Source organism: Streptomyces sp. NPDC016677 (genome assembly GCF_055562815.1).
In genome coordinates, this window is sequence record NZ_JBVHEO010000002.1 from 423,071 (window position 1) to 446,834 (window position 23,764).

The 23,764-nt window shown below is 75.3% G+C and carries 24 protein-coding genes and 1 pseudogene; 10 read left to right on the forward strand and 15 right to left on the reverse strand.

Features of this window, described 5'->3' with window-relative positions; translation table 11 throughout:
- Positions 1–11 precede the first annotated feature (11 nt).
- From ACZ3IG_RS07265 to ACZ3IG_RS07290, 6 genes are all read right to left on the reverse strand, one after another.
- A complete protein-coding gene (locus tag ACZ3IG_RS07265) occupies positions 12–1,085 on the reverse strand; it encodes a serine hydrolase domain-containing protein (protein WP_467429800.1) in 1,074 nt (357 codons plus the stop codon).
- A complete protein-coding gene (locus ACZ3IG_RS07270; RefSeq protein WP_467429801.1) occupies positions 1,082–2,002 on the reverse strand; it encodes a DUF6895 family protein in 921 nt (306 codons plus the stop codon). Before ACZ3IG_RS07270 ends, ACZ3IG_RS07265 begins: the two co-directional genes overlap by 4 nt.
- Positions 1,999–2,931, reverse strand: a complete 933-nt coding sequence (locus tag ACZ3IG_RS07275) for a DUF6895 family protein (RefSeq protein ID WP_467429804.1) — start codon at positions 2,929–2,931, stop codon at positions 1,999–2,001. Before ACZ3IG_RS07275 ends, ACZ3IG_RS07270 begins: the two co-directional genes overlap by 4 nt.
- Positions 2,928–3,617 carry a hypothetical protein gene (locus tag ACZ3IG_RS07280; RefSeq protein WP_467429805.1) on the reverse strand — a complete coding sequence of 230 codons (690 nt, stop codon included), beginning with the start codon at positions 3,615–3,617 and terminating at the stop codon, positions 2,928–2,930. Before ACZ3IG_RS07280 ends, ACZ3IG_RS07275 begins: the two co-directional genes overlap by 4 nt.
- Before the next feature lie 21 nt (positions 3,618–3,638).
- Entirely contained in the window at positions 3,639–3,827 is a 189-nt protein-coding gene (locus tag ACZ3IG_RS07285) for a hypothetical protein (protein ID WP_215166086.1), read from the reverse strand.
- 122 nt (positions 3,828–3,949) lie between these two features.
- The gene (locus ACZ3IG_RS07290) at positions 3,950–4,588 is read right to left on the reverse strand and encodes a class I SAM-dependent methyltransferase (RefSeq protein WP_467429808.1); all 639 of its coding nucleotides are present in this window, start codon (positions 4,586–4,588) and stop codon (positions 3,950–3,952) included.
- Positions 4,589–4,780: 192 nt separating this feature from the next.
- Between ACZ3IG_RS07290 and ACZ3IG_RS07295 the strand changes: the two genes are divergently transcribed.
- Positions 4,781–5,719, forward strand: coding sequence for a LysR family transcriptional regulator (locus ACZ3IG_RS07295; RefSeq protein ID WP_467429809.1), 939 nt, complete (start codon positions 4,781–4,783; stop codon positions 5,717–5,719).
- Positions 5,720–5,777: 58 nt separating this feature from the next.
- Here the strand turns inward: ACZ3IG_RS07295 and ACZ3IG_RS07300 are convergent, their stop codons facing one another.
- Together ACZ3IG_RS07300 and ACZ3IG_RS07305 are read right to left on the reverse strand one after the other, a co-directional pair.
- Positions 5,778–7,136, reverse strand: coding sequence for a DUF3500 domain-containing protein (locus ACZ3IG_RS07300; RefSeq protein WP_467429810.1), 1,359 nt, complete (start codon positions 7,134–7,136; stop codon positions 5,778–5,780).
- Positions 7,137–7,257: 121 nt separating this feature from the next.
- Entirely contained in the window at positions 7,258–7,584 is a 327-nt protein-coding gene (locus ACZ3IG_RS07305) for a hypothetical protein (protein ID WP_467429811.1), read from the reverse strand.
- 193 nt (positions 7,585–7,777) lie between these two features.
- Between ACZ3IG_RS07305 and ACZ3IG_RS07310 the strand changes: the two are divergent.
- Positions 7,778–8,160: pseudogene (locus tag ACZ3IG_RS07310) on the forward strand (tetratricopeptide repeat protein).
- A 36-nt stretch (positions 8,161–8,196) separates the two neighbouring features.
- Here the strand turns inward: ACZ3IG_RS07310 and ACZ3IG_RS07315 are convergent.
- Positions 8,197–9,615: a PepSY-associated TM helix domain-containing protein gene (locus ACZ3IG_RS07315; RefSeq protein WP_467429813.1), complete on the reverse strand. Its 1,419-nt coding sequence runs from the start codon at positions 9,613–9,615 to the stop codon at positions 8,197–8,199.
- Positions 9,616–9,756: 141 nt separating this feature from the next.
- Here ACZ3IG_RS07315 and ACZ3IG_RS07320 point away from each other — a divergent pair, with 141 nt between their 5' ends.
- Positions 9,757–10,401 (forward strand): peptide deformylase, encoded by a 645-nt coding sequence (locus ACZ3IG_RS07320; RefSeq protein WP_467429814.1) that lies wholly within the window; start codon positions 9,757–9,759, stop codon positions 10,399–10,401.
- 93 nt (positions 10,402–10,494) lie between these two features.
- Here the strand turns inward: ACZ3IG_RS07320 and ACZ3IG_RS07325 are convergent, their stop codons facing one another.
- Positions 10,495–11,928 carry a dihydrolipoyl dehydrogenase family protein gene (locus ACZ3IG_RS07325; protein WP_467429815.1) on the reverse strand — a complete coding sequence of 478 codons (1,434 nt, stop codon included), beginning with the start codon at positions 11,926–11,928 and terminating at the stop codon, positions 10,495–10,497.
- 119 nt (positions 11,929–12,047) lie between these two features.
- On the opposite strand from ACZ3IG_RS07325, the gene trxA reads away from it, so the two are divergent.
- Positions 12,048–12,434, forward strand: a complete 387-nt coding sequence (gene trxA, locus ACZ3IG_RS07330) for a thioredoxin (RefSeq protein WP_467429817.1) — start codon at positions 12,048–12,050, stop codon at positions 12,432–12,434.
- 36 nt (positions 12,435–12,470) lie between these two features.
- Here trxA and ACZ3IG_RS07335 read toward each other — a convergent pair whose 3' ends face one another.
- A complete protein-coding gene (locus tag ACZ3IG_RS07335; RefSeq protein WP_467429818.1) occupies positions 12,471–13,478 on the reverse strand; it encodes a LacI family DNA-binding transcriptional regulator in 1,008 nt (335 codons plus the stop codon).
- Positions 13,479–13,595: 117 nt separating this feature from the next.
- Positions 13,596–14,264, reverse strand: coding sequence for a TetR/AcrR family transcriptional regulator (locus ACZ3IG_RS07340; protein WP_467429819.1), 669 nt, complete (start codon positions 14,262–14,264; stop codon positions 13,596–13,598).
- 141 nt (positions 14,265–14,405) lie between these two features.
- On the opposite strand from ACZ3IG_RS07340, the gene ACZ3IG_RS07345 reads away from it, so the two are divergent.
- A complete protein-coding gene (locus ACZ3IG_RS07345) occupies positions 14,406–14,969 on the forward strand; it encodes an NAD(P)H-dependent oxidoreductase (protein ID WP_467429821.1) in 564 nt (187 codons plus the stop codon).
- A gap of 75 nt (positions 14,970–15,044) precedes the next feature.
- Here ACZ3IG_RS07345 and ACZ3IG_RS07350 read toward each other — a convergent pair whose 3' ends face one another.
- Positions 15,045–15,950, reverse strand: a complete 906-nt coding sequence (locus ACZ3IG_RS07350) for a LysR family transcriptional regulator (RefSeq protein WP_467429823.1) — start codon at positions 15,948–15,950, stop codon at positions 15,045–15,047.
- A 136-nt stretch (positions 15,951–16,086) separates the two neighbouring features.
- On the opposite strand from ACZ3IG_RS07350, the gene ACZ3IG_RS07355 reads away from it, so the two are divergent.
- From ACZ3IG_RS07355 to ACZ3IG_RS07370, 4 genes are all read left to right on the forward strand, one after another.
- On the forward strand, positions 16,087–16,296 hold the full coding sequence (locus tag ACZ3IG_RS07355; RefSeq protein WP_467429824.1) for a hypothetical protein: 210 nt from the start codon (positions 16,087–16,089) through the stop codon (positions 16,294–16,296).
- 174 nt (positions 16,297–16,470) lie between these two features.
- Positions 16,471–17,310, forward strand: a complete 840-nt coding sequence (locus tag ACZ3IG_RS07360) for a helix-turn-helix domain-containing protein (RefSeq protein ID WP_467429826.1) — start codon at positions 16,471–16,473, stop codon at positions 17,308–17,310.
- Positions 17,311–17,508: 198 nt separating this feature from the next.
- Complete coding sequence (locus ACZ3IG_RS07365) at positions 17,509–18,711, forward strand: polysaccharide pyruvyl transferase family protein (protein ID WP_467429827.1); 1,203 nt, start codon at positions 17,509–17,511, stop codon at positions 18,709–18,711.
- On the forward strand, positions 18,711–20,150 hold the full coding sequence (locus ACZ3IG_RS07370; RefSeq protein ID WP_467429829.1) for an FAD-dependent oxidoreductase: 1,440 nt from the start codon (positions 18,711–18,713) through the stop codon (positions 20,148–20,150). Before ACZ3IG_RS07365 ends, ACZ3IG_RS07370 begins: the two co-directional genes overlap by 1 nt.
- A gap of 59 nt (positions 20,151–20,209) precedes the next feature.
- Here the strand turns inward: ACZ3IG_RS07370 and ACZ3IG_RS07375 are convergent, their stop codons facing one another.
- Positions 20,210–20,635, reverse strand: coding sequence for a CBS domain-containing protein (locus ACZ3IG_RS07375; RefSeq protein WP_467429832.1), 426 nt, complete (start codon positions 20,633–20,635; stop codon positions 20,210–20,212).
- Positions 20,636–20,752: 117 nt separating this feature from the next.
- Positions 20,753–22,726 carry a BTAD domain-containing putative transcriptional regulator gene (locus ACZ3IG_RS07380; RefSeq protein ID WP_467429833.1) on the reverse strand — a complete coding sequence of 658 codons (1,974 nt, stop codon included), beginning with the start codon at positions 22,724–22,726 and terminating at the stop codon, positions 20,753–20,755.
- A gap of 125 nt (positions 22,727–22,851) precedes the next feature.
- Here ACZ3IG_RS07380 and ACZ3IG_RS07385 point away from each other — a divergent pair, with 125 nt between their 5' ends.
- Positions 22,852–23,730: an alpha/beta fold hydrolase gene (locus ACZ3IG_RS07385; protein ID WP_467429834.1), complete on the forward strand. Its 879-nt coding sequence runs from the start codon at positions 22,852–22,854 to the stop codon at positions 23,728–23,730.
- Positions 23,731–23,764: the final 34 nt, after the last annotated feature.

Here is a 23,764-nt window from a genome sequence, read left to right on the forward strand (position 1 = left end):
GCCGGGCGCCGTCAGCTGTCGGCGAGCAGGGCGTAGGCGGTGGCGACGAACGGGTCGCGGGCGCGGAAGCGGCGGGTGCAGACGGCGGCCAGGGCGGTGCCGGTGTCCGGCCGGAAGCCCAGGAACGCCTGCTGGCCGAGGGTCGCGCCGCTGTGGAAGTACAGGGGCCCGCCGTCTACGGGGTGCCGGAACCACGCCACCGTGTGCACATGGCGGTGGCCCCGGCCGCGGCGCAGTACGGGCACCCGCACCGCCCGCAGCGCCCCGGCGAGCGGGGAGCCGTCCGGGTCGAGGTGGGCCTCCAGGAAGGTGAGCAGGTCGTGCGGGGTGGCGCGGACGGCGCCCGCCGCCCGGAAGCCGCCGGCGTCGAAGGGGGGCAGGGGGGTGCGGCCGTCCTTGGCGCGGCCGACGGCGTCGGTGGCGGGGCCCTCGGGGGCGAGGCCGGTGCCGGCCAGGCCGAGCGGGCGCAGGACGTGTCCGGTGAGCAGGTCGTCCCAGCTTCGGCCGGTGGCCTCGGCGAGGGCGTGGCCCAGTACGGCGACGCCGAAGTTGGAGTAGCGCCAGCGCGTCCCGGGGCGGTGCCGGGGGTGGTGGCGCAGGAAGGCGTCGACGACCCGGTCGGCGGGGTAGCGGCCGTAAGGGTTGGTGCGCCAGGCCGGCAGCGCCCGGGTGCGGAAACCGGGCGGCAGGACGGGCAGTCCCGCGGTGTGCGTGATCAGGTGGGCGAGGGTCACCGGGTCGGGTTCCGCGGGCCGGCCGGGGTCCAGGCAGGCGGCGGCCGGTTCGCCGCCGGTGAGCCGGCCTTCGCGGATCAGGTGGGCCAGCAGCAGCCCGGTGAACGTCTTGGTGGCCGACCCGGTCTCGTAGCGCAGGTCCTCGCGGGGGACGTCGGGGGGCGGTGCGGTGCCGCCGGCGCGGACGGTGCGGCGGCCGTGCCGGGAGAGCGCGAAGACGGCGTCGGGCGCGTCGCACGCCTCGACGGCGGCGGCCAGCCGTTCGGCGAGGCCGCGGTCGCCGGCCGGGGCGGGGGCCGGGGCGGGGTCGTCGAGGGGGGCGTCCGGCCAGAACGCGGCGGGGGCGGTCATGAGGCGCTGTGCGCGAGGGCGGTGAGGGAGCGTGAGGTCGCCAGGGCGGAGGCGAAGGCGGCGACCAGCGTCGGGTGGTAGACGATGTCGAACACCTCGTCCGGGTCGCCCTCGGGCATCTCGCGGATCGCGGGCATGGCGCCGTCGGGCTGCTGGGCGGCGGCGAACGCCTCCCAGGCCCGCTGGTCGAGGGTGGGTTCGGGCAGGCAGGCGTCGACGACGAGGAGTTCGCCGAGCAGGTCCCAGCGCTCCAGGTCGAGCCAGTCGTCGATCCAGACCGGCAGCCAGGCGGTGAGGTAGCCGGCGACGCGGGGCGGCAGCCCGGCGGGGTTCTCGCCCCAGTCGGTGAGGTGGAACACCGCGTGGGTGATGTCGTAGGCGATGTGTCCCTCGACCGTCCAGGGTTCGGGGGTGCGGGCCAGCCAGGTGCCGGTCAGGGCCTCCGCCTCGGGCGGGTGGGGGGTCAGGCCGAAGCGGCGCTGGAAGGCGGCCAGGCCCAGCCTGCGGGTGGGCGTCCGCTCGAAGGACCGCCAGCCGTCCAGGCGGTGGTTGAGGACGACGGCCCGCTCCAGCTCGGGCTGGCTGTAGCCGAGTTCCTTGAAGGGCAGGTACACCTCGAAGGGGATGGAGGAGATCGGTTCGGTGCGCTGGCCGCGCACCAGCATGCGGCCGCCGTCCAGGGTCTCGCGCCAGGCGTGGTCGAGGAGCCGGTGGGCCAGCCGCTCCTGCCGGGAGCCGGCCACGCCCTCGCGGAAGAGCACCTTGCAGATCAGGGCCAGTTCGCCGATGGGCTGGAACCGCTGGAGGAAGCCCACCTCCGGGTCGACGTCGGGCTCCAGCCGGAAGCCGTCCCGGTGGGCCCACAGCCATTCCAGGGCGCGGGCCCCGACGGTGTGCGTCAGGCGCGTGTCGGTCATCCGAGCGCTCCTTGTGCGCCGAGGTGTACGTGGGTGAGGGTCGCGGCGAACGCGGCCATCAGCGTGGAGTGGTAGCAGTGGGCGAAGTCGTCGTCGGGGGCCGCGGCCGTCTCGGGCAGCGCGCCCGAGGGGTGCCGGGCCGCCGCGAGCCGCTGCCACGCCTCCTGGAACCCGGCCGGGTCGAGGAGGCCGGGCACGCTCGCCGCGACGGCGAGGAGTTCGCAGCCGAGGTCCCACAGGCCGGCGTCCAGGCAGGTGTCCAGCCAGGGCGGCAGCCACTGCGTCAGGTACTCCGCGAGGCGGGCGGGGACGCCGTCCGGTCCGGCGCGGCCCCAGTCGGTGAGGTGGAAGACGACGTGGGTGAGCGCGTAGCCGGAGGGTGCCTCGAAGGTCCACGGTTCGGGCAGGCCGCCGAGCCAGGTGGCGTCCCGTACGGCGTCGGCCGGCCCGGGCCGGGTGATGCCGCTGTGCCGTTCGGCCGCGAGGACACCGAGCCGGCGGGTCGGGTCCTGCTCGGTGCGCCGCCAGCCCCGGGTGCGGGCCACCGTGGCGGCGGCCGTCTCGTAGTCCCGGTGGCGCAGCCCGGCCGCGGCGAAGGCGGCGTAGACCTCCAGCGGGTACGTCGCGAAGGGCTCCCGCCGTTGCAGGGCGAGGAAGAGGCCGCCCTGCCCGGTCTGCCGCCAGGCGTGGGCCAGCAGGGCGCGGGCGCGGGTGTGCAGCGGGTCGGCGGGGGCGGTGCGCCGGGTCACGGTGGCGCACACCTGGGCGAGTTCGCCGAGCGGTTTCCAGGTGCGGTTGACCTCGCCGGACGCGGCGAGGGCGTCGTCGCCGAGGGTGAAGGTGTCGCGGTGCGCGGCTGCCCAGTCCAGTGCCGACTCCGCCACGTCCCGTACGCCCCGGGCCGCTTCCCGGACGGCAGCGGCGCTCACACGAGCGCTCCGGCCCGCAGCCGCCGGGCCGCCCGTACCTGGAGGTCGACCTGCGGGTCGCCGTCGGCCATCAGTTCCACGAAGTCCAGCCCGGAGGCCAGGCCGAGGGTGTCGGGGACGCCGTCCAGCAGGGTCAGCCAGCGTCCCGCGCCGGCCGCCTGGAGCCAGTCCCGGCGGCGGACCGCGCGGACGAAGCCGCGGGCGAGGTCGAGGGGGCGCTGCCGGGCCGCACGGGCCACGGCGCACTCCTCGCCGGGCAGCGCGAGCGGGGCGAGGACCGCCAGTTGGTGGGTCAGGGTCCGCCAGTCGGCGACGTCGAGCCAGCCGGTGCCGGGTTCGGGGCCGGCCGGGCCGGAGCCCGTCAGCCGGTGCAGGGTCCGGGTCATCGCCCAGTGGCTCCACACCACGGTGGGCGCGGCGTCGGCGCGCGGCGGGTAGGTGTCCACGGCCTGCCGGAACAGGGCGAGTTCCGGCTCGCCCGGGCGGGTGCCGAAGAGGAGGTGCGGCAGCAGGAAGTCGGCTCCCAGGACCCGGACGGCGGCCGGTGCGAAGCCGTCGGCCCCGGTGGCCGGGGACGGGTCCCCGGAGACCGGGCGGTGGCCCCCGCTGCTCAGAGCGGAGGCCACGCCGGCAGCCAACTCCCGCACCGCGCCCTTCAGGAGGGACGAGGTGCCTGGCTGGTGCATTCACTGCTCCTGTCGGTCAGGTCAGCCCTTCTTCGGGCGCGGGGTCGGGGGCGACAGCAGCAGTCCGTACTTGCCACCGGACAGAGCCAGCGCCGCGCACTCGCGGCTGTCGCGGAATACGCCTTCCGCCTCGGCCGGGTCGAGCGCCGCGTCGATGTCGATGTCCTGGGTGCGGATGACCTCTTCGATCATCTTTTCCTTGGAAGGCATGTCACCATCTCCCTCTGGTTGGCCGTGACCTTCACACCACAAGTGTCCCTCTAGTCACAAAACATGCCTACCTCACAAAAAACACATGAGGTAACTTTTTCAACAAACCGGACACGGCTGGCTCACCTGCCGCGCCGCAGCCGCCACACATGGTCCTCGCGGTGGCCGTCGGCACCGTCGGGGGAGGTGCTCGCGCGCCGGACCGTCTCCCGGGTCTCGACAGTCCACTCGGCGGCCGGCAGGTCCAGGTCGTTCAGGAGGCCGTCCAGGGTGGGGAACTCGGCGTCGAACGGGGGCTCGGTCTGCCAGGACGGCCAGCCGGCGTGCAGGACGAGCAGGAGGGTGCCGCCGGGTGCGACGGCGTCCGCCGCCCGGCGCAGTACGCCCCGCTGGTCGAGGGCGACCGGGGACTGCAGGTAGTGCGCGCTCACCAGGTCGAAGGAACCCTCGGGGAACGACTCGCCCAACTCGTGCCGCTCCCACGCGACACGGTCCCCGACACCGGCCTCGGCGGCGTGCGCGGCGGCACGCTCCAGGGCCGTGGCCGCGATGTCCACGCCGGTGACCCGCCATCCGCGCGAGGCCAGCCACACGGCGTCACCGCCCTCGCCGCAGCCGAGGTCCAGGGCGGTGCCCGGGGTCAGGCCGGACACCTCCCGTACGAGCAGTTCGTTCGGGCGCCCGCTCCAGACGCGGCCGGAGTCACGGTAGCGGGACTCCCAGAACTCGGCGGGCCGGGCAGGCGGGGGGACGCTGGTCATGGGGTGCCTCCAGGGCGCTTCGGCCGGCGCCGCGGAAGTGCGGCGCCTCACCGGCGACCCTGCACCGGACACCGCGCCGACGGCGAACGACTTTGCGGTTTCGGCAAATGGGCGGCGGCGCACCCGCCCACCGACCGGCATACCGGTCTCCGCCATCGGGACCCCGATGGCAGGGGCAGCTACGCTGGCGCCATGAAGCACCGCACGCCGGCCCGGGAGGAACCGCCGGGCACCGGCGGCCGGGGGCTCCCACCGCACGCGGACCTGAATCTGCTGCGCACCTTCCTGGCCGTGTACCGCGCGGGTTCGTTCACGGCGGCGGCACCCGGGCTCGGCCTGTCCCAGCCGACGGTGACCGCCCAGATCCGCACCCTGGAGCAGCAGACCGGACGCGCCCTCTTCACGCGGCTGCCGCGCGGGGTGGAGCCGACCCCGTACGCGCGTGAACTGGCCGGGCAGGTCGCCGCCCCGCTCGACGCGCTGGCCGTGCTGGGGGACGCCGGTGCCACGGCCGCGCCCGTGCACCTGGCCGGGCCGTCCGAGCTGCTGTGCGTGCGCGTGCTGCCCTCGCTCGCCCCGCTGGTCGCCGACGGGGTGCGGCTGCGGGTGGCACAGGGGCTGCCCGAACCGCTGATGGAGGAGATGCGCGCCGGACGCCACGACCTGGTGATCACCACCCGCCGGCCGCGCGGCCGTGCCTTCGCCTCGGTCCCGCTGGCCGACGAGGAGTACGTCCTGGTCGCCGCACCCGCCTGGGCCGACCGGGTCGCCGGCGCCGGCGACCCGGTCGCGGCCCTGCGCGCGGTGCCGATGGTGACGTACGCCGAGGACCTGCCGATCCTGCGCCGCTACTGGCGCACGGTCTTCGGCCGGCAGCTCGCCACCGACGCCGCCGTGACCGTGCCCAACCTCTACGCCGTCCTGGCGGCGGTGAACTCAGGCGCCGGCTACAGCGTGCTGCCCCGCTCGCTGTGCCGGGAGCACCTGGACAGCGGCCGGCTGGTGCCGCTGCACTCCCCCGCGGAGCCGCCGCTGAACACCCTCTTCTTGGTGCAGCGTCCGGGCGCCGACGCCAACCCCGACGTGCGCCGCGTCCGGGACCACCTCAGGCGGGCCGCCGGCACCTGGTAGCCGGTGGGCCACGCGAAGGCCCCGGCCGAGTCCGGGGCCCGAGGGGGTGGCGGAGCGGTCAGTGGTCGGTCGCCAGGTGGAGCTTGAGCAGGTCCACGCCGTAGTCGTTGCCGTTGGGCGTGCGGATGACGGTGTGGATGTGCTGCTGGGTGGGGTCGCCCTGCTGGCCGGGGCCGCCCGCGCCGGGGCCCGTGGAGGCGGAGGCCGAGGCGGACGCGGAGGGGGAGGCCGAGCTGCCGTCCGCGTCCTCGTGGTAGGCGAGCGGGGACTGGGCGTCGTACTCGATCAGCACGACGGGGCTGTGGATCCGGTAGTAGAACGCGGAGTCGTCCTCGTACTCGCCGATCCAGTAGAAGTACGTGTCGTCGAGGTGCTTCTCGATCTCCCGCAGCCTCACCCGCGCGTGGCCCTCGTCCTGGTGGCCGACGTACACCTCGGCCAGGTCGAGCAGGAGCTGCTGCTGGCGGTAGTCCAGGGCGGAGCCCTTGACGCCGGCGTACGGGATCCGGGCGTTGTCCTGGCCGGCGCCGGCGATCAGGTCGGTGCCGGCCTTCTCGTCGGCGGAGAGGGCGGCGGCGCGCTGGGTGGCGTTCAGGGAGCGGAAGAACTTCAGGCCGGCGACGGTCTCCTGACGGAAGAGGTCGTAGTCCACACCGTCGTAGGTGATCTTCGTCGGCTCGGAGCCCATGAAGGTCGGGGTCATCACGACCTGGTCGCCGAGGACGAAGCAGTTGACGACGAGGTGGTGGCCCTCGAACTGGAAGCCCCAGGCGTCGGTGGCCGACGGGGTGCCCATGACGGTGAACCAGTAGGCGTCCTCGTTCAGCGCCTTGGACGTGTCGCCCGAGTACTCGCCGAGGAAGTGGTTGAGCTTGCGGATGCCGTTGGCCTGCTTGAGGCCGCGGGCCGACAGCGCCTGCTTCAGCAGCTTCATGCCGAGCGCGTACTGCTTCTCCGTCAGGTCGCGCAGGGCCACGCCCTCGCGGTCGTCGGAGTCGACGTTGGTCCAGTCGAGCCACTGGTCGGCGTCGATGTCGAAGAGGGTGGCCGACTTCTGGTCGTCGGTCAGCGAGTCGACGAAGGCCGCGGCGGCGCGCACGACCGGGGTGGTGGAGACGCCGGTGGAGTGGATCGCGTAGAGGTCCTCGACGACCGTGCCGTCGGTGGTGACGCCGACGAAGTCGTCGTAGGCGATCGTCTGGCCGAAGCCGCCGCCGGCCGGCGGGCCGGAGGGGCCGGCACTGGCCGTCGCGTCGGCCGTGGCCGTCGTCTCGGCGCCGGCCTGGGTGGCGGCGTACCCGCCCATGGCCGCGACGGCGGAGACGCCGCCCGCGAGCAGGGCCTTGTTCATGAACCATCGGCGGGAGCGGTGCGCCGCCCGCGTGCGGGGCTTGTGCTCGTGCGTTCGATTGACCATGTGCCGAACAATTTCGTCAACAATTAGCGAGACGGTAGCAGGAAGCTGTGCGCGGCTTAGGAATACTTGCCTCATCCGGCGTCAACTGCCCTGTTCTCACCCCGGGTCGGACTCGCGTCCGTCATGCCGCGCGGGCCCACTGCCGGCGGGCGCGGGCGGCGGCGGTGTGGGCGGGGACGGGCCGGACCCGGCAGGTGGTCTTGGCGGGGTCGACGATGGGGTCGTCGAGGGCGATCCGGCCGGCGGAGCGCAGTTCCTCGCAGACGGCGGTGGGCAGGGCGACGTAACAGCCGCCCGTCGGCGCTCCGGGCACCAAGGGCCGCCAGTAGCCGTACCTGCGCCGCCCGCCCGGATGTTCGGTGACGAAGACGGGGGTGCGCGGGTCGGAGACGACACGCAGGACCTGGGCGGCGTCCGGGCTGGACTGGCCGGCGGTGGTGGACGGCATCGACGAGGGCCTTTCTGCGGGGCGGGTCCCGAGACCGCCTACCCGGTCCGGCCGGAGTTGATCTCGCTGACGCGCATTCTGCGGCAAGGCACTGACATCGCCCCGGTGCTCCGGGTCCGGCGGGCACGCACCCTCACAGGTCGTGGAATGTTCAACCACCTCGCGTGGTTGACCGGTGTGAAGGAGGCCACCCGTGAACACGACCCACTCGACGCACCCGACCCGCCCGGCCTACCCGGCGTACTACGACCACGGAACGCCCGCCGAGCGCTGGGAGCGCGCCCGGAGGTTCTTCGACGCCAGGAACTACGCGGCGGCGGCCCTGGTCCTCGGCCGGCTGGTCGAGGAGTGCCGGAGCAGACCGGGCCGCGGCTGCTGCTGGCCCGCGCCTACTACCACTCCGCCCAGCTGAGCCGCGCCGAGGCCGAGTTGCGGGTCATCGTCGAGCGTGACCCGGTGGAGCACTACGCCCGGCTGATGCTGGGCCGGACGCTGGAGCGGCAGGGCCGGCAGGACGAGGCCGACTCCCAGCTGCGGATCGCCGCGGCCCTCGGGGGCGACTTCGCGGAGGCCTGAGCCCGCCGCCCGGTCCGGACGGCCCGGCCGCGGGGCTCAGCGCCTCGCCGCCGGGCCGCTCGCGTACGTCCGGCGGCCCCGGCGGTACGCGATCTCGCCGAGGACGACGTCGGCCGCGAGGAACGCCGCGAGCGGGATGCCGAGCAGCGGCACGAAGTAGCCGAGGACCGCGACGCAGGCCAGCAGCGGCACGAGGAGGTAGGCCGGCACCTGCTGCCAGGCGCCGCGCGGGATCGGGCGGCCGAAGGAGGAGCCGCGTCCGCGCTGCCACCACATGCGGTACCCCCACACGATGAGCAGGACGAGCGCGAGCGCCAGCGCCATCAGGGCGAGCTGGTTGACGAGGCCGAACAGGTTGCCGGTGTGCAGGTCGATGCCCCAGCGGGTGAGCTTGGCCAGCACCGGGTAGTCCGCGAACCGCAGCACGTCGGTGACCTCACCGGTGGCCGGGTCGACGGCGACCGAGTCCTGCTTCTCCGGCCAGCTGCGCTGCACCTGCCGCACGACGTACGCGGTGGACGCGTCGGCGGGCGGGACGATCTCGACCGGGTCACCGAGGCCCTCGGCGCGGGCGGCGGCCAGCACCTTGTCGAGGCCGACCCCGTGGGCCGCGTCCCCGCCGGCGCCCGCCGCAGCGCCGTGGCCCGCGTGCTCGCCGCCCGCCGCGGCCGAGGACACGGTGGGGGTGGTCTGGCCGAGCGAGACGCGCAGCTTCTCGACATTGGCCCCGGCGTACGTGGACCAGGTCAGGCCGGTCGCCGACAGGAAGACGAGCCCGGCCGCGATCCAGGCGCCGGTCGCGCCGTGCAGGCCGAGGGTGCGGCGGCGTCCGCTGGTGCCGCGCACCTTTCTGCGGGCCCGGCGCCGGGAGAACCACAGCACCAGTCCCCCGCCCGCGATCACCCACAGCCAGCTCGCCGCGAACTCGCTGTAGAGCCGGCCGGTCTGACCGAGGTGCAGGTCGCGGTGGAACTCGTCGATCCAGGTGCGCAGCGGGAGCGCCCCGGTGGAGCCGTACTGTTCGAGGGCACCGCGCACCTCGGCGGTGTAGGGGTCGACGAAGACGGCGAGCGTGTGGGCGGGGTCGACGCCCGCGACGCCGGAGAGCATCACCCTGGTGGTGGCGTCGTCGGCGGGCGAGGGGCGCACGGCCGAGACGGTGCCCTCGGGGTGGGCCTCGCGGGCGGCGGCGACCTGCTCGGAGACCGGCAGCTTGGCCCCGCCCGCCTCGGGAACGGTCAGCTCGTCGGCGTAGAGAAGCTCCTCGGCCTGGAAGGAGGCGGCGTACAGCAGGCCGGTGACGGCCGCGACCAGGAGGAAGGGGGCGACGAACACCCCGGCGTAGAAGTGCAGGCGCAGCACGAGGGGGCGCAGCGGGGACCATCTGCCGGGCGCCGGCTGCGCGGTGGCCGGGTGCGGGGCCTCGTCCGTGGTGGTCGAGGAAGCGGTGGTCATGGGCGTCTCTCCGGGGCGTCGGCGTCGTCGGGCGTGACGGTCCAGTGGTCGGCTCCGGGGGGCGTCGAGTTCCCGGCGATTCGTGTGATGTACATCACTCGCGTGCCGGGCGGTGTCAGGGGGCCGTGGCATCCTGGCGTGATGGGAACTTGGGCCGGGCGTACGCCGATCGCCGAGCGTGTCGAGGAACTCCTGGCCCCTGGCGGCCCGTTGCCGATCGTCGAGGCCGGCGATCCGGTGCTGCGGCGCGCGGCCGAGCCGTTCGACGGGCAGTTGGAGCCCGCGCTGCTGGCCCGGTTCGTCGAGGCGCTGCGGGTGACCATGCGGGCGGCGCCGGGGGTCGGCCTGGCGGCCGTGCAGGTGGGGGTGGGGCTGCGGATCGCGGTGATCGAGGACCCGGCCCCGGTGCCGCCTCAGGTGCGCCGGGCGCGCGGGCGGGTGCCGCAGCCGTTCCGGGTCCTGGTCAATCCGGCGTACGAGCCGGCCGGTGACGGCCGGGCCGCGTTCTACGAGGGCTGTCTGAGCGTGCCGGGCTGGCAGGCGGTGGTCGCCCGGCCGGCGGCGGTACGGCTGACGGGGGCGGACGAGCACGGCCGCGCGCTGGACGAGGTGTTCACCGGGTGGCCCGCCCGGATCGTGCAGCACGAGACGGACCACCTGGACGGGACGCTCTATCTGGACCGCGCGCAGCCGCGTTCGCTGGCGTCGGCCCGGGCGATGAGGGAACGCTGGGCACAGCCCACACCGCACGAGGCGGCGGCCGCGCTCGGCTTCGGCCTGGACTGACCGCCGGGCGGGCCGCACCCGTACGACGACGGCGGCGGTCCCGCTGCCCGCCCCCGGGCCGGCCGGACGGGCGGCGGCGCCCCGGGACGGCGGTCAGCTGTCGCGGTAGGACTCCAGCAGCCGCAGCCACACCTCGCTGATCGTCGGGTAGGACGGCACCGCGTGCCAGAGGCGGCCGACCGGGACCTGGCCGGCGACGGCGACGGTCGCCGAGTGGATCATCTCGCCCACCCCGGGGCCGACGAAGGTCACGCCCCGCACGATCTCGTCCTCCAGGTCGACGACCATCCGGGCCCGGCCCCGGTAGCCGTCGGCGTAGAGACCGGCGCCGGCCACCGTGGAGAGGTCGACGTCGACGGCGCGGACACGGTGGCCCGCCTGTTCGGCCTCGGCCAGGGTCAGGCCGACGGAGGCCGCCTCGGGGTCGGTGAAGACCACCTGGGGGACGGCGGCGTGGTCGGCGGTCGCGGCGTGCGCGCCCCACGGTCCGGAGTCGAGGGCGCCCTCGCCCGCGGCGCGGGCGGCGATGGCGGCGCCCGCGATCCGCGCCTGGTACTTGCCCTGGTGGGTGAGGAGGGCCCGGTGGTTGACGTCCCCGACGGCGTACAGCCAGTCGTGGCCGGTGACGCGCAGGCTGTCGTCGGTCTCCAGCCAGGAGCCCGGCTCCAGTCCGACGGTCTCCAGCCCGAGGTCGTCGGTGCGCGGCGCGCGCCCGGTGGCGAAGAGGATCTCGTCGGCCTCGATCCGGTCGCCGGTGTCGGTGACGGCGACGACGGTGCCGTTCTCCCGGCTGACGGACTTCACCGACGTGCCGGTGCGCAGGTCGGCGCCGGCCTCGGTGAGCGCCTCGGCGACCAGTTCCCCGGCGAACGGCTCCATGCGCTCCAGCAGTCCCCCGCCCCGGACCAGCACGGTGACGCGCGAGCCGAGGGCCTGCCAGGCGGTGGCCATCTCCACGGCCACGACTCCGCCGCCGACCACGATCAGCCGCCCCGGCGCCCGCTGGGCGCTGGTCGCCTCGCGGCTGGTCCAGGGGCGGACGTCGGCCAGGCCCGGCAGCGGGGGCAGGGCGGCGCGGCTGCCGGTGCAGACGGCGACGGCGTGCCGGGCGGTGAGGACGCGCCGCTCCCCGCCGGGCCCGGTCACCTCCACGGTGCGCGGTCCGGCGAGGCGCCCCTGTCCGCGGTACAGGTCGGCGCCGATGCCCTCGATCCACTCGACCTGGCCGTCGTCCTTCCAGCCGGAGGTGTAGTAGTCGCGGTGGGCGAGGACCGCGGAGGTGTCGAGGGGGCCCTGGACCGCCTGGCCCAGTCCGGGGGTGCGGCGGGCGTCGGCCCGGGCGATGACCGGGCGCAGCAGGGCCTTGCTGGGCATGCACGCCCAGTAGGAGCATTCGCCGCCGACCAGTTCGCTCTCCACGATCGCGGTGGTCAGTCCGGCCGCCCGGGTGCGGTCGGCGACGTTCTCGCCGACCGGGCCGGCGCCGATCACCACGACGTCGTACACGTTGGATTCCGTTTCCGTCATGGGGTCAGTCTGGTGGGTGGTGTGCGCCGGGGCCACATGGGTACGTGCGCGGAATACCCGCTCGGTCTTCGCTGTTTGCGCCGACGGCACCCGCCCCCGACCAGGAAGAGGCATCAGCCATGAGCAGCACCGTGGAACTCACCAAGGACAACTTCGACCAGACGGTCACGGACAACGAGTTCGTGCTGATCGACTTCTGGGCGTCCTGGTGCGGGCCGTGCCATCGGTTCGCCCCGGTCTACGAGAAGGCGGCGGAGGAGAACCCCGACCTGGTCTTCGGCAAGGTGGACACCGAGGCGCAGCCGGAACTGGCCGCGGCCTTCGGCATCCAGTCCATTCCGACCCTGATGATCGTCCGGGACCAGGTGGCCGTGTTCGCGCAGCCGGGCGCGCTGCCCGAGGCGGCGCTGACGGACGTCATCGGGCAGGCCCGGAAGCTGGACATGGACGAGGTCCGCAGGGCGGTCGCCGAGCAGCAGGCGCAGGAGGTCCGGAACGGGCAGTAGTTCCGCCGCCGGCGCGGTCCTCGCGCGGGGCCGGGCTCAGCTGGAGTCGCGGTGCACCACGCACGCGCCGAGGACCGCGCGGTGCTCGGGGACGGCGCCGGGTTCGCGTACGGCACGGTCGACGAGCGCGGCGAGTTCGCGGCCGGCGGGCAGTTCGAGGCGTACGGTGCTCAGCCGCGGCCTCAGCAGCCGGCCCAGCACGAGGTCGTCGGCGCCGAGCACGGCCGTCCGCCCGGGGATGGGGACACCGGCGTCCTGGAGGGCGCGGCAGAGCAGCATGGCGTACTCGTCGTTGTAGGCGAACACGGCGTCCAGGCCCAGGGTGTCCCAGCGGGCGGCGAGCCGGGCGGCGGCCTCCTCGTCGTAGGGCAGGGGCAGTTCGGTCAGGGTCGCGTCGGTGCCGTGCAGGGCGCGGCGGACGCCCGCCAGGCGGGGTACGGAGAAGAGCCGCAGGCCGGGTTCGGCCGGCATCACCACACCGACGCGGCGGCGCCCGCGCTCGTACAGGTGCCGGCCCGCGGCGTGACCGACGGCCCGGTGGTCCATGATCAGGGCGTGGGCGCCGTCGACGGCCTCGGGTCCCAAGGTCACCACCGCGCGGGCGCCCGAGCGCTTCAGCACCGCCACGCCGCGCGGGCCGAGGCCGGGTCCGGGGACCAGGACGGCGATCGGCCGCAGCTCCGCCCAGGCACGGGCGCTGTCGTCGCCGTACGGGCCGCCGGCGCCGTACTGCACGACGGTGTAGTCGAGGTGGGCGAGGGCTTTCTGGAGTTCGCCGACGAAGCGGATGTAGAGCGGGCCGGCGGGGAACGCGGGCGCCGGCATCACGACCGTGCGGCTGTGGCCGGCGCGCAGGGTGCGGGCCGCCGCGTGCGGGACGTAGCCGAGTTGTTCGGCCGCCTCGTGGACCCGGCGGCGGGTGGGTTCGCTGATGCGGACGGCGTGGGTGTTGTTCAGGACGTAGGAGACGGTCGCGCGGGAGACGCCGGCCAGACGGGCCACATCGGCGCTCGTGGGCACGGGCGGGTTCGGTATCTGCACCATGACGTACGGCATCCTGGCAGAGCCGCGGGGCGGGGCCGCGGCCGGGGGAGGGTAGTCCGGATCGGACCAACTACGGGGCGCCGTACGGTATCTGACGGAGTGTGAGCGGTGCTCCGGTCAGTGGGGCGGCGGCGTCCCGGTCGTCCGGGCCACCAGGTCCACCCAGGCCCGCTCCAGCCGGGCCAGGGGCATCCCGCACTGCACGGTCAGGTGGTGGACCAGCACCGGGTCGAGCGAGGACATCAGGGTGTGCGCGAGCAGCTCGCCGTCGGCGTCCGGGACCACCTGGCGCAGCAGCAGGGCGACGTGGGCGTTGTGGAAGCGGCGGGCCGGTACGGTGTAGCGGCGTCCGGGGCCGGGTTCGGCGGCCAGTTGCAGGTCCAGTTCCTCGCTCGCGCGGCGCAGCAGCGCGCACCCGAAGGCGCGCAGCCGTTCCACGGGCGGTGCCCCGGGTCCCAGCGGCGGCGGGCCGCTGAGCAGCGCGGCCTGGAACTTCCTCTCCGAGTGGTCCATCAGGGCCATCAGCAGTCCGGTGCGGTCGCCGAAGCGGCGGAACACCGTGCCCTTGCCCACCTGGGCCGCCGCGGCCACCGCCTCCATGGTGACCCCGGCCGCGCCGTGCTCCGCGACCAGGCGCGCGGCGGCCTCCAGCAGCCGGGCGCGGTTGCGCGCGGCGTCCGCGCGCAGGCACGGCTCCTTCTCCAGCGGGCCGGCGCCGAGCCGCAGCAGTTCGGGCGGGTCGACGGGAACCGGGGACGCGGGACGGGGCGGAAGGGCGGCGGACATGTCGTCAGCGTAAAGCATCGGGAAGAAAACTGGACCGCGGTCCGCTTAGGGTGCTACAACATTAAACGGACCTCGGTCCGGATTCGTGTCCGCAGTGTTCTGCGGCGTCGTGCAGTGTTCTCAGCGCCTGGAGTCATCACCATGTCTGTTCGTATCCTCGCCCTCGTCGGCAGCCTTCGCGCCGGTTCGCACAACCGCCAGCTCGCCGAGGCGGCCCGCAAGCTCGCCCCGGCCGGCGCCGAGGTGGAGCTCTTCGAGGGGCTGGCCGAGATCCCCTTCTACAACGAGGACATCGACGTCGAGGGCAGCGTCCCGGCCGCCGCCGCCCGGCTGCGTGAGGCCGCCCAGGCGTCCGACGCCTTCCTGATCCTGTCGCCGGAGTACAACGGCACCATGCCGGCCGTGCTGAAGAACGCCATCGACTGGCTGTCCCGCCCGTTCGGCGCCGGCGCCTTCGGCGGCAAGCCCGTGGCCGTGATCGGCACCGCCTTCGGCCAGTACGGCGGTGTGTGGGCGCAGGACGACGCCCGCAAGGCCGTGGGCATCGCGGGCGGCAAGGTGATCGAGGAGCTGAAGCTGTCCATCCCCGGCTCGGTGACCCGTTTCGCCGAGACCCACCCGGCGGACGACTCCGAGGTCGCCGCCCAGCTGACCGAGGTCGTCTCGCGTCTGCACGGCCACGCCGGGGAGATCACCGCCGCCTGAGTGCGCGGCACCGCACGGCGCGGGGCCGGGGTCCTTCGGGACTCCGGCCCCGCGGGCGGTTCAGGAGGTGCGGTGTCAGGCCACCGCCGTCGGCGCCAGGGCGCGCAGTTCCGCCAGCGCCGCGGCGACCGCCGGCCGCCGGTGCCCGCCGCGCCGGGTGCAGGTCAGCAGCGTGCGGTGCGGGCGGTCGGCGCAGCGCAGCCGGGTGACGGGCAGGTGCGGGTCCAGATGGGCCAGGCGCGGGATCAGGGCGACGCCCAGGCCGTGCGCGACGAGGTGGGCGGTCACGTTCCAGTCCCGCGCGTGGTGGACCACGTCGGGGGTGAAACCGGCGGCGCCGCACGCCGACATCACGTGCAGTCGGCAGGGGCTCTCGGGCACCGGTGCGATCCAGGGCTCGTGCGCCGCGTCCGCCAGGCCGACCCGGTCCCGCCCGGCCAGCGGATGCCCCTCGGGGACGACCAGGTCGAACGGGTCGTCCAGCAGGGGCCGCTGGTCGAAGCGGGCGTCGCCCGGCGGCGGGTTGCGCGGGGTCGCCTCCACCACGGCGAGATCGGTCTCCCCCTCGAAGAGCAGGTCGAAGCTCTCGGGTACGTCCGTCTCCCGGATGCGGACGGTGAGGCGGGGATGGCGTTCGCGCAGCCGGGCGGTCATCGGCGCCAGCAGCACCGAGACGGCCACCGGGAACCCGGCCACGTGCAGCGGACCGGCGGGCTCGGCCCGGCCCGCGCGCAGTTCCAGCTCCGCCTCCTCCCAGCGGGCCTGGATGGCGTCGGCGTGCGTGAGCAGGCTCTCGGCGGCGGGCGTGAGCCGTACGCCGCGGCCCTGCGGCTCCAGCAGGTCGACGCCCAGTTCCCGGGCGAGCTGGCGGATCTGCTGCGAGGCGGCGGACGGTGTGAAGTGCAGGGCGCGGGCGGCGGCGGTGACCGTGCCGTAGTGGGCGACCGCCCGCAGGACGTGCAGCCGACGCAGGTCAATCATGAAGTCCACGCTTCACGGTGAGGTCCGGTAAGTCAACCTGGACGTGTACGGACCTCTCGTCGCACCCTTGGCTGTGTCGCGACGATCAGCCGGCCGAGCAGGACACCGACCGCACCCGCACGGACAAGGAGACGCCATGACCAGCACGACCGGCACGACCGGTACCGCCTGCCCGCACTGCGGGTGGCCGGACGCCGCCGAGCCCTGCCAGGTGGTGTCCCGGCACCCCACGGCCACCGGCCACACGGTGTGGTCCCGGTGCGCCTGCGGCTCGCTCCAGATGCGGGTCGTCGACGCGACGGGCGTCCGCGTGGTCTCCCGCAGCCGTCCCGCGCCGGGACGCTGAGGACCCCCGGGCGCCGACCGTGCCGGTCTCCCGGTGGACCGCGCCGCGCGGACGGCTCGGCCGCGCCGCCTCCTGTGCGCCACGGCCGCGTCCGTTCCGGTTCCGGGTCCGGGTTCGCTGCCTGGGACCAGCGGTACCAGGTACGCGGGCGCCCGGCGGTGTTCACTGGAGGCCATGACGACGACCGAGTTCGGACGGACCGTACGCCGGTGGCGCGACCGCGTCTCCCCCGAGTCGGCCGGGCTGCCGGCCCGCGGTCAGCGGCGCGCGGCCGGGCTGCGCCGGGAGGAACTGGCCCTGCTGGCCGGCATCTCGGCCGACTACGTCACCCGGCTGGAACAGGGCCGGGCGGCCAACCCCTCACCGCAGGTCGTCGAGGCGCTCGCCCGCGCGCTGCGCCTGCCGCTTCAGGAGCGGGCCTATCTGTACCGGCAGGCCGGGCTGGCGCCGCCGGGTCCGGACACGGTGCCCACGTACATCCCGCCCAGCGTCCACCGGCTGCTGGACCGGCTGGCCGGCACCCCCGTCGCCGTCTTCGACGCCGCGTGGACGCTGCTGCTGGCCAACCAGCCGTACGCCGCGCTGATGGGCGATCCGTCCGACTGGCGCGGGCACGAGCGCAACAGCGTGTGGCGCGCCTTCGCCGGCCCGCGCGGCCGGGCGCGGCAGAGCCCGTCGGAGCGGCGGGCGTTCGAGGAGGCACTCGTCGCCGATCTGCGCCACACGGTGGGCCGGTACCCCGCCGACCGGCGGCTGCGGCGGCTGGTCGAGGACCTGTGCGCGCACAGCGAGCGGTTCGCCGAGCTGTGGGAGTCGGGGATCGTGGGCCGGCACGAGGTGGCCCGCAAGACGATCGACCACCCCGCGGTGGGGCCGCTGGACCTGGACTGCGACGTGCTCGGTGTGGCGGGCGGCGACCTGCGCGTCCTGGTGTACTCCGCCGAGCCGGGCACCCCGGACGCCGAGCGGCTGGCCCTGGTCACCGTCCTGGGCACCCAGTCGCTGGTGGAGTAGCCCGCGCACCGGCCCCGGGCGGTGCGGCGGGCCGCGGTGCGGGCCGGTGCCGGTGCGGCGGGGGCGTGGGCGTGGGCGGACGAGACGAGGGGTTTCCGGGGAGCGACGCAGGCAACCCGGGTCCCTGCGCAGGCCCCGCCCGCCTGAGCACCACCCCGGCCGGCGGCCCGCCCGGCCCGACCCGACGGGAGTACCCGGATGACCACCGCACCTTCGCATCCGCCCGCCGCCCGGTCCGGCCCGCGCATCGGCGTGCTCGGCTCCTACGGCGGTTTCAACACCGGCGACGAGGCGATCCTCACCTGCGTCCTGGGCTGTCTGCGCGCCCACCGGCCGGACGCCCACCTCGTCGTCCTCAGCCGGAACGCCGAGCACACCCGCGCCCATCACTCCGAGGCCGACGAGGTCGTCGACTGGGAGGGTGTCAGCCGCAATCACGTCCTGGACGTACTGCCCCGCCTGGACCTGCTCGTCCTGGGCGGCGGCGGCCTCCTCTTCGACGGCGAGGCCCGGCGCTACCTGCGGCTGGTGCGCGCCGCGCAGGACCGGGACGTGCCCACCTTCGCCTACGCCATCGGCGCCGGGCCGCTGCGGGAGGCCGAGGACCGGGAAGCGGTACGGACCGTGCTGGCCGACATGGACGACGTGGTGGTACGGGACGAGGAGTCCCGGCTGGTGCTCGAGGAGGTCGGTCTGGAACGCGAGGTCACCGTCACCGCCGACCCGGCCCTGCTGCTGCGCCCGGAGCCCTTCACCGACGCCATGATGCGCGACGAGGGCGTGCCCACCGACGCCCGGCTGGTGGGGATGTCGGTGCGGGAACCGGGCCGGGCGGCCGAGGCGCTGGACGAGAGCGACTACCACGCCCTGCTCGCCACCGTCGCGGACTTCCTGGTGCGGCGCCTGGACGCGCATGTGGTGTTCCTGCCGATGGAGCGGCACGACGTACGGCACGCGCACGCCGTGCTGTCCCACATGACCGCGCCGGACAAGGGCCGCATCCTGCACGGCGCCTACAGTCCGGGCCAGGTCCTCGGCCTGATGCGCCACCTGGACCTGGCCGTCGGCATGCGGCTGCACTTCGTCATCTTCGCGGCGCTGACCGGCGTACCGGTGCTTCCGCTGCCCTACTCCGGCAAGGTGTTCGACTTCGCGCGGCGGCTCGGGGCCCCGGCGCTGGTGGGGGTGGCGCGGGAGCAGGCCGGGCTGCTGCTGGCGGAGGTCGACCGGCTGTGGGACGAGTATCCGCGGCGCGAGGAGGACCTCAGGTCGCGGATGCGGGAGCTGACGACGGCCGCCCGGGAGACCTGTGCGCGCTGCGGCTCGCTGCTGGACGCGGTCGGCGGGCGGGCGGACGGGGCGCTGTCCGGCGCGGCCGAGCCGTGGCCCCTGGAGGTGTGATGCCGGTTCTGCGCGAACCCGCCGAGCCGCGCACGGTCACCCTGCCGCCGCGGTCCGCGCAGCACGGGGGCGGCTGCGACGTACTGGTGGTGGGCGGCGGTCCGGCCGGGTTCGCCGCGGCGCTGGCGGCGGCCGACGCCGGGGCCGACGTGGTGCTGGTGGAGCGGTACGGGTTCCTCGGCGGCAACGCGACGGCGGCGCTGGTGATGCCGCTGATGTCGTTCCACAACGAGCACAAGCAGGCGGCGTTCACCGAGGCCGGGGACGCCTCCCGGCTGCTGCCCACCGACCACGGCGAGGGCGAGCCGGTGGTCGCGGGCGTGCTGTGGCGGCTGCTGGAGCGGCTGATGGAACGCGGCGGCTGTCTGCGCCCTACTCCGAAGACCGGCTACACCGTCCCGTTCGACCCCGAGCTGTTCAAACTGACCCTGCTGGAGATGATGGACGAGTCCGGCGTGCGGATGCTGTTCCACGCGTTCGCGTCGACGGCGCTGAAACTCGACGACGGCTGGCGGGTGGTGTTCGAGACGAAGTCCGGGCCCGTGGTGATCGACGCCGGGGTGGTCGTGGACGGCACCGGGGACGGGGACGTCGCGGCGGCCTGCGGGGCGCCGTACGAGATCGGCCGGCCGGAGGACGGGCTGGTGCAGCCGATGACGCTGATGTTCCGGATGGCGGACTTCTCGCGGCCGGACTTCGCGGAGTACGTGCGCGAGCACCCGGACCAGTGGCGCGGGGTGCACGGGCTGTGGGACCTGGTGGAGCAGGCGCGGGCCGACGGGGACCTGCGGCTGGCGCGCGAGGACATCCTGTTCTTCGCGACGCCGCACCCGCACGAGGTGAGCGTCAACTGCACCCGGGTGACCCGGGTGCTCGGCACCAGCGTGTGGGACCTGACCCGGGCCGAGTACACCGCCCGCCGCCAGCTCGCCCAGATCGACCGGTTCCTGCGCGCGAGGGTCCCCGGCTTCGAGGACGCCTACGCCGTGCAGAGCGGTGTGCAGGTCGGCGTCCGGGAGAGCCGGCGCGTCCTCGGCGACTACCAGCTGACGGGCCACGACATCCTGGCCGCCCGCCCCTTCGCGGACGTCGTCGCGCACGGCGCGTACCCGGTCGACATCCACAACCCGCGCGGCTCCGGAACGGTATTGAAGCGGGTGCCCAGGGGCAGCTTCTACGACATCCCGCTGCGCTGCCTGCTGCCGCGCGGCACCGACCGGCTGCTGGTCGCCGGGCGCTGCATCTCGGGGACGCACGTCGCCCACTCGTCGTACCGGGTCATGCCGATCGCCATGGCCACCGGCCAGGCGGCCGGGGTGTGCGCCGCGCTGACCGTCCGGCACGGGCAGGGCCCGCGGGGGCTGCCGTACCGGCTGGTCCAGCGGGAGCTGCTGCGGCAGGGGGCGCGGCTGCGGATCGGCCAGGCGGAGGGCGACTGATACGGATCGGCCAGGTGAACGGCGTCGAGGCTGGCGGGCGCCCGGGGCCGGTCCGCGCGTCAGTGGCCGGGGGCCGCCGTGCTGATGCCGCCCAGGGCCGAGCGGGGGTCCTCGGCGGCGGCGAGGTCACCGAGGCTGACGATGCCGACCAGGTCGCCGCCGTGCTCGACGACCGGGAGGCGGCGCACGGCGTACCGGCGCATCAGCTCGGCCGCCCGGTCGGTGGTGTCCTCCGGGGTCAGCGTCACCACGGGCGGCGGCGTGCACACGGAGCCGACCCGGGTGTCGTCGGGGTCGCGGCCGTCGGCGACGGCCCGCAGGACGATGTCGCGGTCGGTCAGCACGCCGAACAGGTCGCGGTCGTAGGCGACGAGGACGTCCCCGACGTTCCGTTCGCGCATCAGCTCGGCGGCGTGGGTCACGGTGGTCATGGGCTCGACGGTCGCCGTGGCGGGCGACATCACGTCCCGGACGCGGTGGGTCATGGCGGGCGCCTCCCGGGCGCTGTGGCGGTGCCTGTCTCCGACCGCGTTGCCGAGATCGGCCCGGTCAAACCGCCCGGCCGGCGGGGAAACGGCTGGAACGGCTCCAGGACCCGCCCGTCAGGGCCGGCCGAGCGCCCGGCCGAGGGCGGTGAGCCAGTCGTCGACCGGACCGAACGTGAGCACCCCGCTGCCCGCGCCGGCCAGTTCGCCGGACGCGGGCAGCAGCCTGTCGTACGTCCGCCGCAGCGCCGCCCGGTCACCGAGGGCGAGGGCGAGCGCGGCCTCGGCGCAGCACAGGGCCTCGTAGAGGAGGTCGGGCGGTGGTTCGGGCAGGTTCCGCAGGGCGCTTGCGGCGGCCGTCCGTTCGCCCTCGGCCAGCAGGGCGAACGGCTGTGCCCAGGGGCGGTAGGGGCCCCAGTCCGCCCGCCGGTCGACCCGGGGCGGCAGGCCCCGGGACAGGCGCAGGCCGAGCAGGGCGAGGGGCAGCAGGCCGCGTTCCAGGCCCGGCATCCCGGCGCCGTCCAGGCGCGCGGCGGCGGCCCGGTATCCGGCCTCGGCGCGGTCGTACGGGGCTGTGCGGGCGGCCTGGCGCAGGGCGCGGTACCAGTCGGTGAAGACGGCCACCAGCGGCCGTTCGTGCCGGGCGGCCAGCCGGTCCGCGGCGGCGGCGTGCTCGTCGGCGCCCGTGAAGTCGGCCAGGGCGGAACGCGCCTGAAGGCGGATCAGGTGGCCGAGGACCTCGTAGGTGACCAGGGCGTGGCGGGCGGCGAGGGCGACGAGTTCGGCGCCGATCGCGTCGCGGCGCCGGGCCGTCCCGGCGGTGGTGCAGGACTGCATGTAGGTGCCGTTGAGGGCGAACGCCAGCAGCGCGGGGTCGTCCAGCTTCCGGGCGATCTCCTCGGCCTCGCGTGCCGCCCGGGGGCCGCGCGCCGAGCGTACGCCGCGGCTCTCCAGGGCGACGGTGGCGAGCAGGCGGCAGCGGGCGGGGGCGGCCGACGGGGTGTCCGGGAGGGCGGCGAGGGTGCGTTCGGCGGCCTCGACGATCCGGCGGGCCGCCTCGGGGTCGTCGCTGCGGGTCCAGTTGGCGGGGACGTCGTAGGCGCCGATGACCCGGGCGGTCAGTTCGGCGTCGCCGGTCTCCTCGGCCGCGGCGACGGCCGCCGGACGCTGGAGCCGGGCGGCCTCCAGACCGCCGCCGCCGGTGACGGCGAGGGCGCGCAGCAGGCCGACGGTGGATTCCAGGCGGGCCCCGGAGCCGGCGGCGACCGCGCGGTCGTACGCCCGCGTCGCGCGGGTCCACAGCCGGGCCGCCGCCTCGGCCGGTTCGCCGGACGGGTCCAGGGCCGGGTCCTGGGCGAGAACAGCGGCCTCCAGGCGGCGCAGCCGCGGCCCCGGCTCGATGCCCAGTTCCCCGGCGAGCCGGGCCCGGGCCCGGCGCAGTACCGCGAGGGCGTCCGCCTGCCGTCCGGTGCGGTACAGGGCGAGGGCGAGCAGCCGCCACGCCTCCTCGCGCCAGGGGTGGCCGTCCAGGTGGGCGTCGAGGTCGGGGACGGCCTCGGCGGCGCGGCCCAGCTCCACCAGGAGTTCCGCCCGGCGTTCGACGGCGCCGAGGCGCAGTTCGGTCAGCCGGGAGCGCTCGCCCCGCGTCCACTCCTCCCCGGCGAACTCCGCGTACGCCGGCCCCCGCCACTCCCCCAGGGCCGCCGCGAGCCGGTCCGGCGCCTGCGCGGCGGGCAGCCGGCCGGCCGCCGTGACGGCCTCCTCGAAGCGCCAGGCGTCCACCGCGTCCGCCGCCGCGCGCAGCGCGTATCCCGGGCCCTCGGTGACCAGCAGCCGGGCCGGGGCGCGGCGCGGCCGGTCCGGTTCCAGGGCCCGGCGCAGATCACCGACGAAGGTGCGCACCGCTCCCACGGCCCGCGCGGGCGGTACGTCCCACAGGTCCTCGACCAGCCGGGCCACCGGGACGACCCGCCGCCGGGCCAGCACCAGCCGGGCCAGCACGGCGCGGTGCCGGGGTCCCCGCAGGGCGAGCGCCCGGCCGTCGCGCTCGGCCGTGACGGGCCCGAGCACCCCGAAGGTGACCGTCTCCATATTCCGTCCGACCTGTTCCGTTCGCTTCCGACCAGATCACCACGGTACGCGCGCTGATCGGTTGCTGATTCGCGCCCGGCAGGGTCAGGGGTGCGCGAAGGACCGATGAAAGGAACGCACCCCTCATGACACCGACCCTCCCCGGCTTCTCCTACGACCGGGTCACCGTCGCCGACGGCGTGGCGCTGAACGTCGCCGTCGGCGGCTCCGGCAGCCCCGTCGTCCTGCTGCACGGCTTCCCGCAGACCCACCTGATGTGGCGGCACGTCGCCGCCGACCTGGCGGACGGGCACACCGTCATCTGCCCCGATCTGCGCGGCTACGGCGCCAGCGACAAGCCGGCCGACCCGGACGGCACCGCGTACGCCAAGCGGACGATGGCCGCCGACATCGTCGCCCTGGCCCGGGCACTGGGGCACGAGCGGTTCGCGCTGGCCGGGCACGACCGGGGCGCGCTGGTCGCCGTCCGGGCCGGGCTGGACCACCCGGACGCGGTGACCCACCTGGCCGCGCTGGACGTGCTGCCGACCCTGGACATGTGGGACGTGCTGCACGGCACCACCGCCGCCGTCGGCTTCCACCTGTACCTGATGGCCCAGCCGCCCGGACTGCCGGAAGCGCTGATCGCGGGCGCGCCGGACGCGTTCTTCGGTCACTTCCTCGACGTCTGGACCCGCGACCCGGACGCCCTCCCGGCCGACGTGCGCGCCGCGTACCTCACGGCGTCCCGGGAGGCGGTGCCGTCCATCGTGGCCGACTACCGGGCCTCGGCCGGCATCGACGTCGACCACGACCGGGCCGACCGGGAGCGCGGCAACCGGCTGCGGATGCCGGTGACCGTGCTCCAGCAGGACTGGGGCGCGGCCCTCGGCTACGACGCCGCCGCGCTGTGGCGGGCCTGGGCCCCGGATCTGCGGCACCTCACCGTGGACTGCGGGCACTTCATGGCGGAGGAGGCGCCAGCGGAGGTGTCGGGGGCGCTGCGGGAGCTGCTGTCCCGGTAGGCCCCGCGGGCACCGCCGCCGCTGGGCCGGCCGG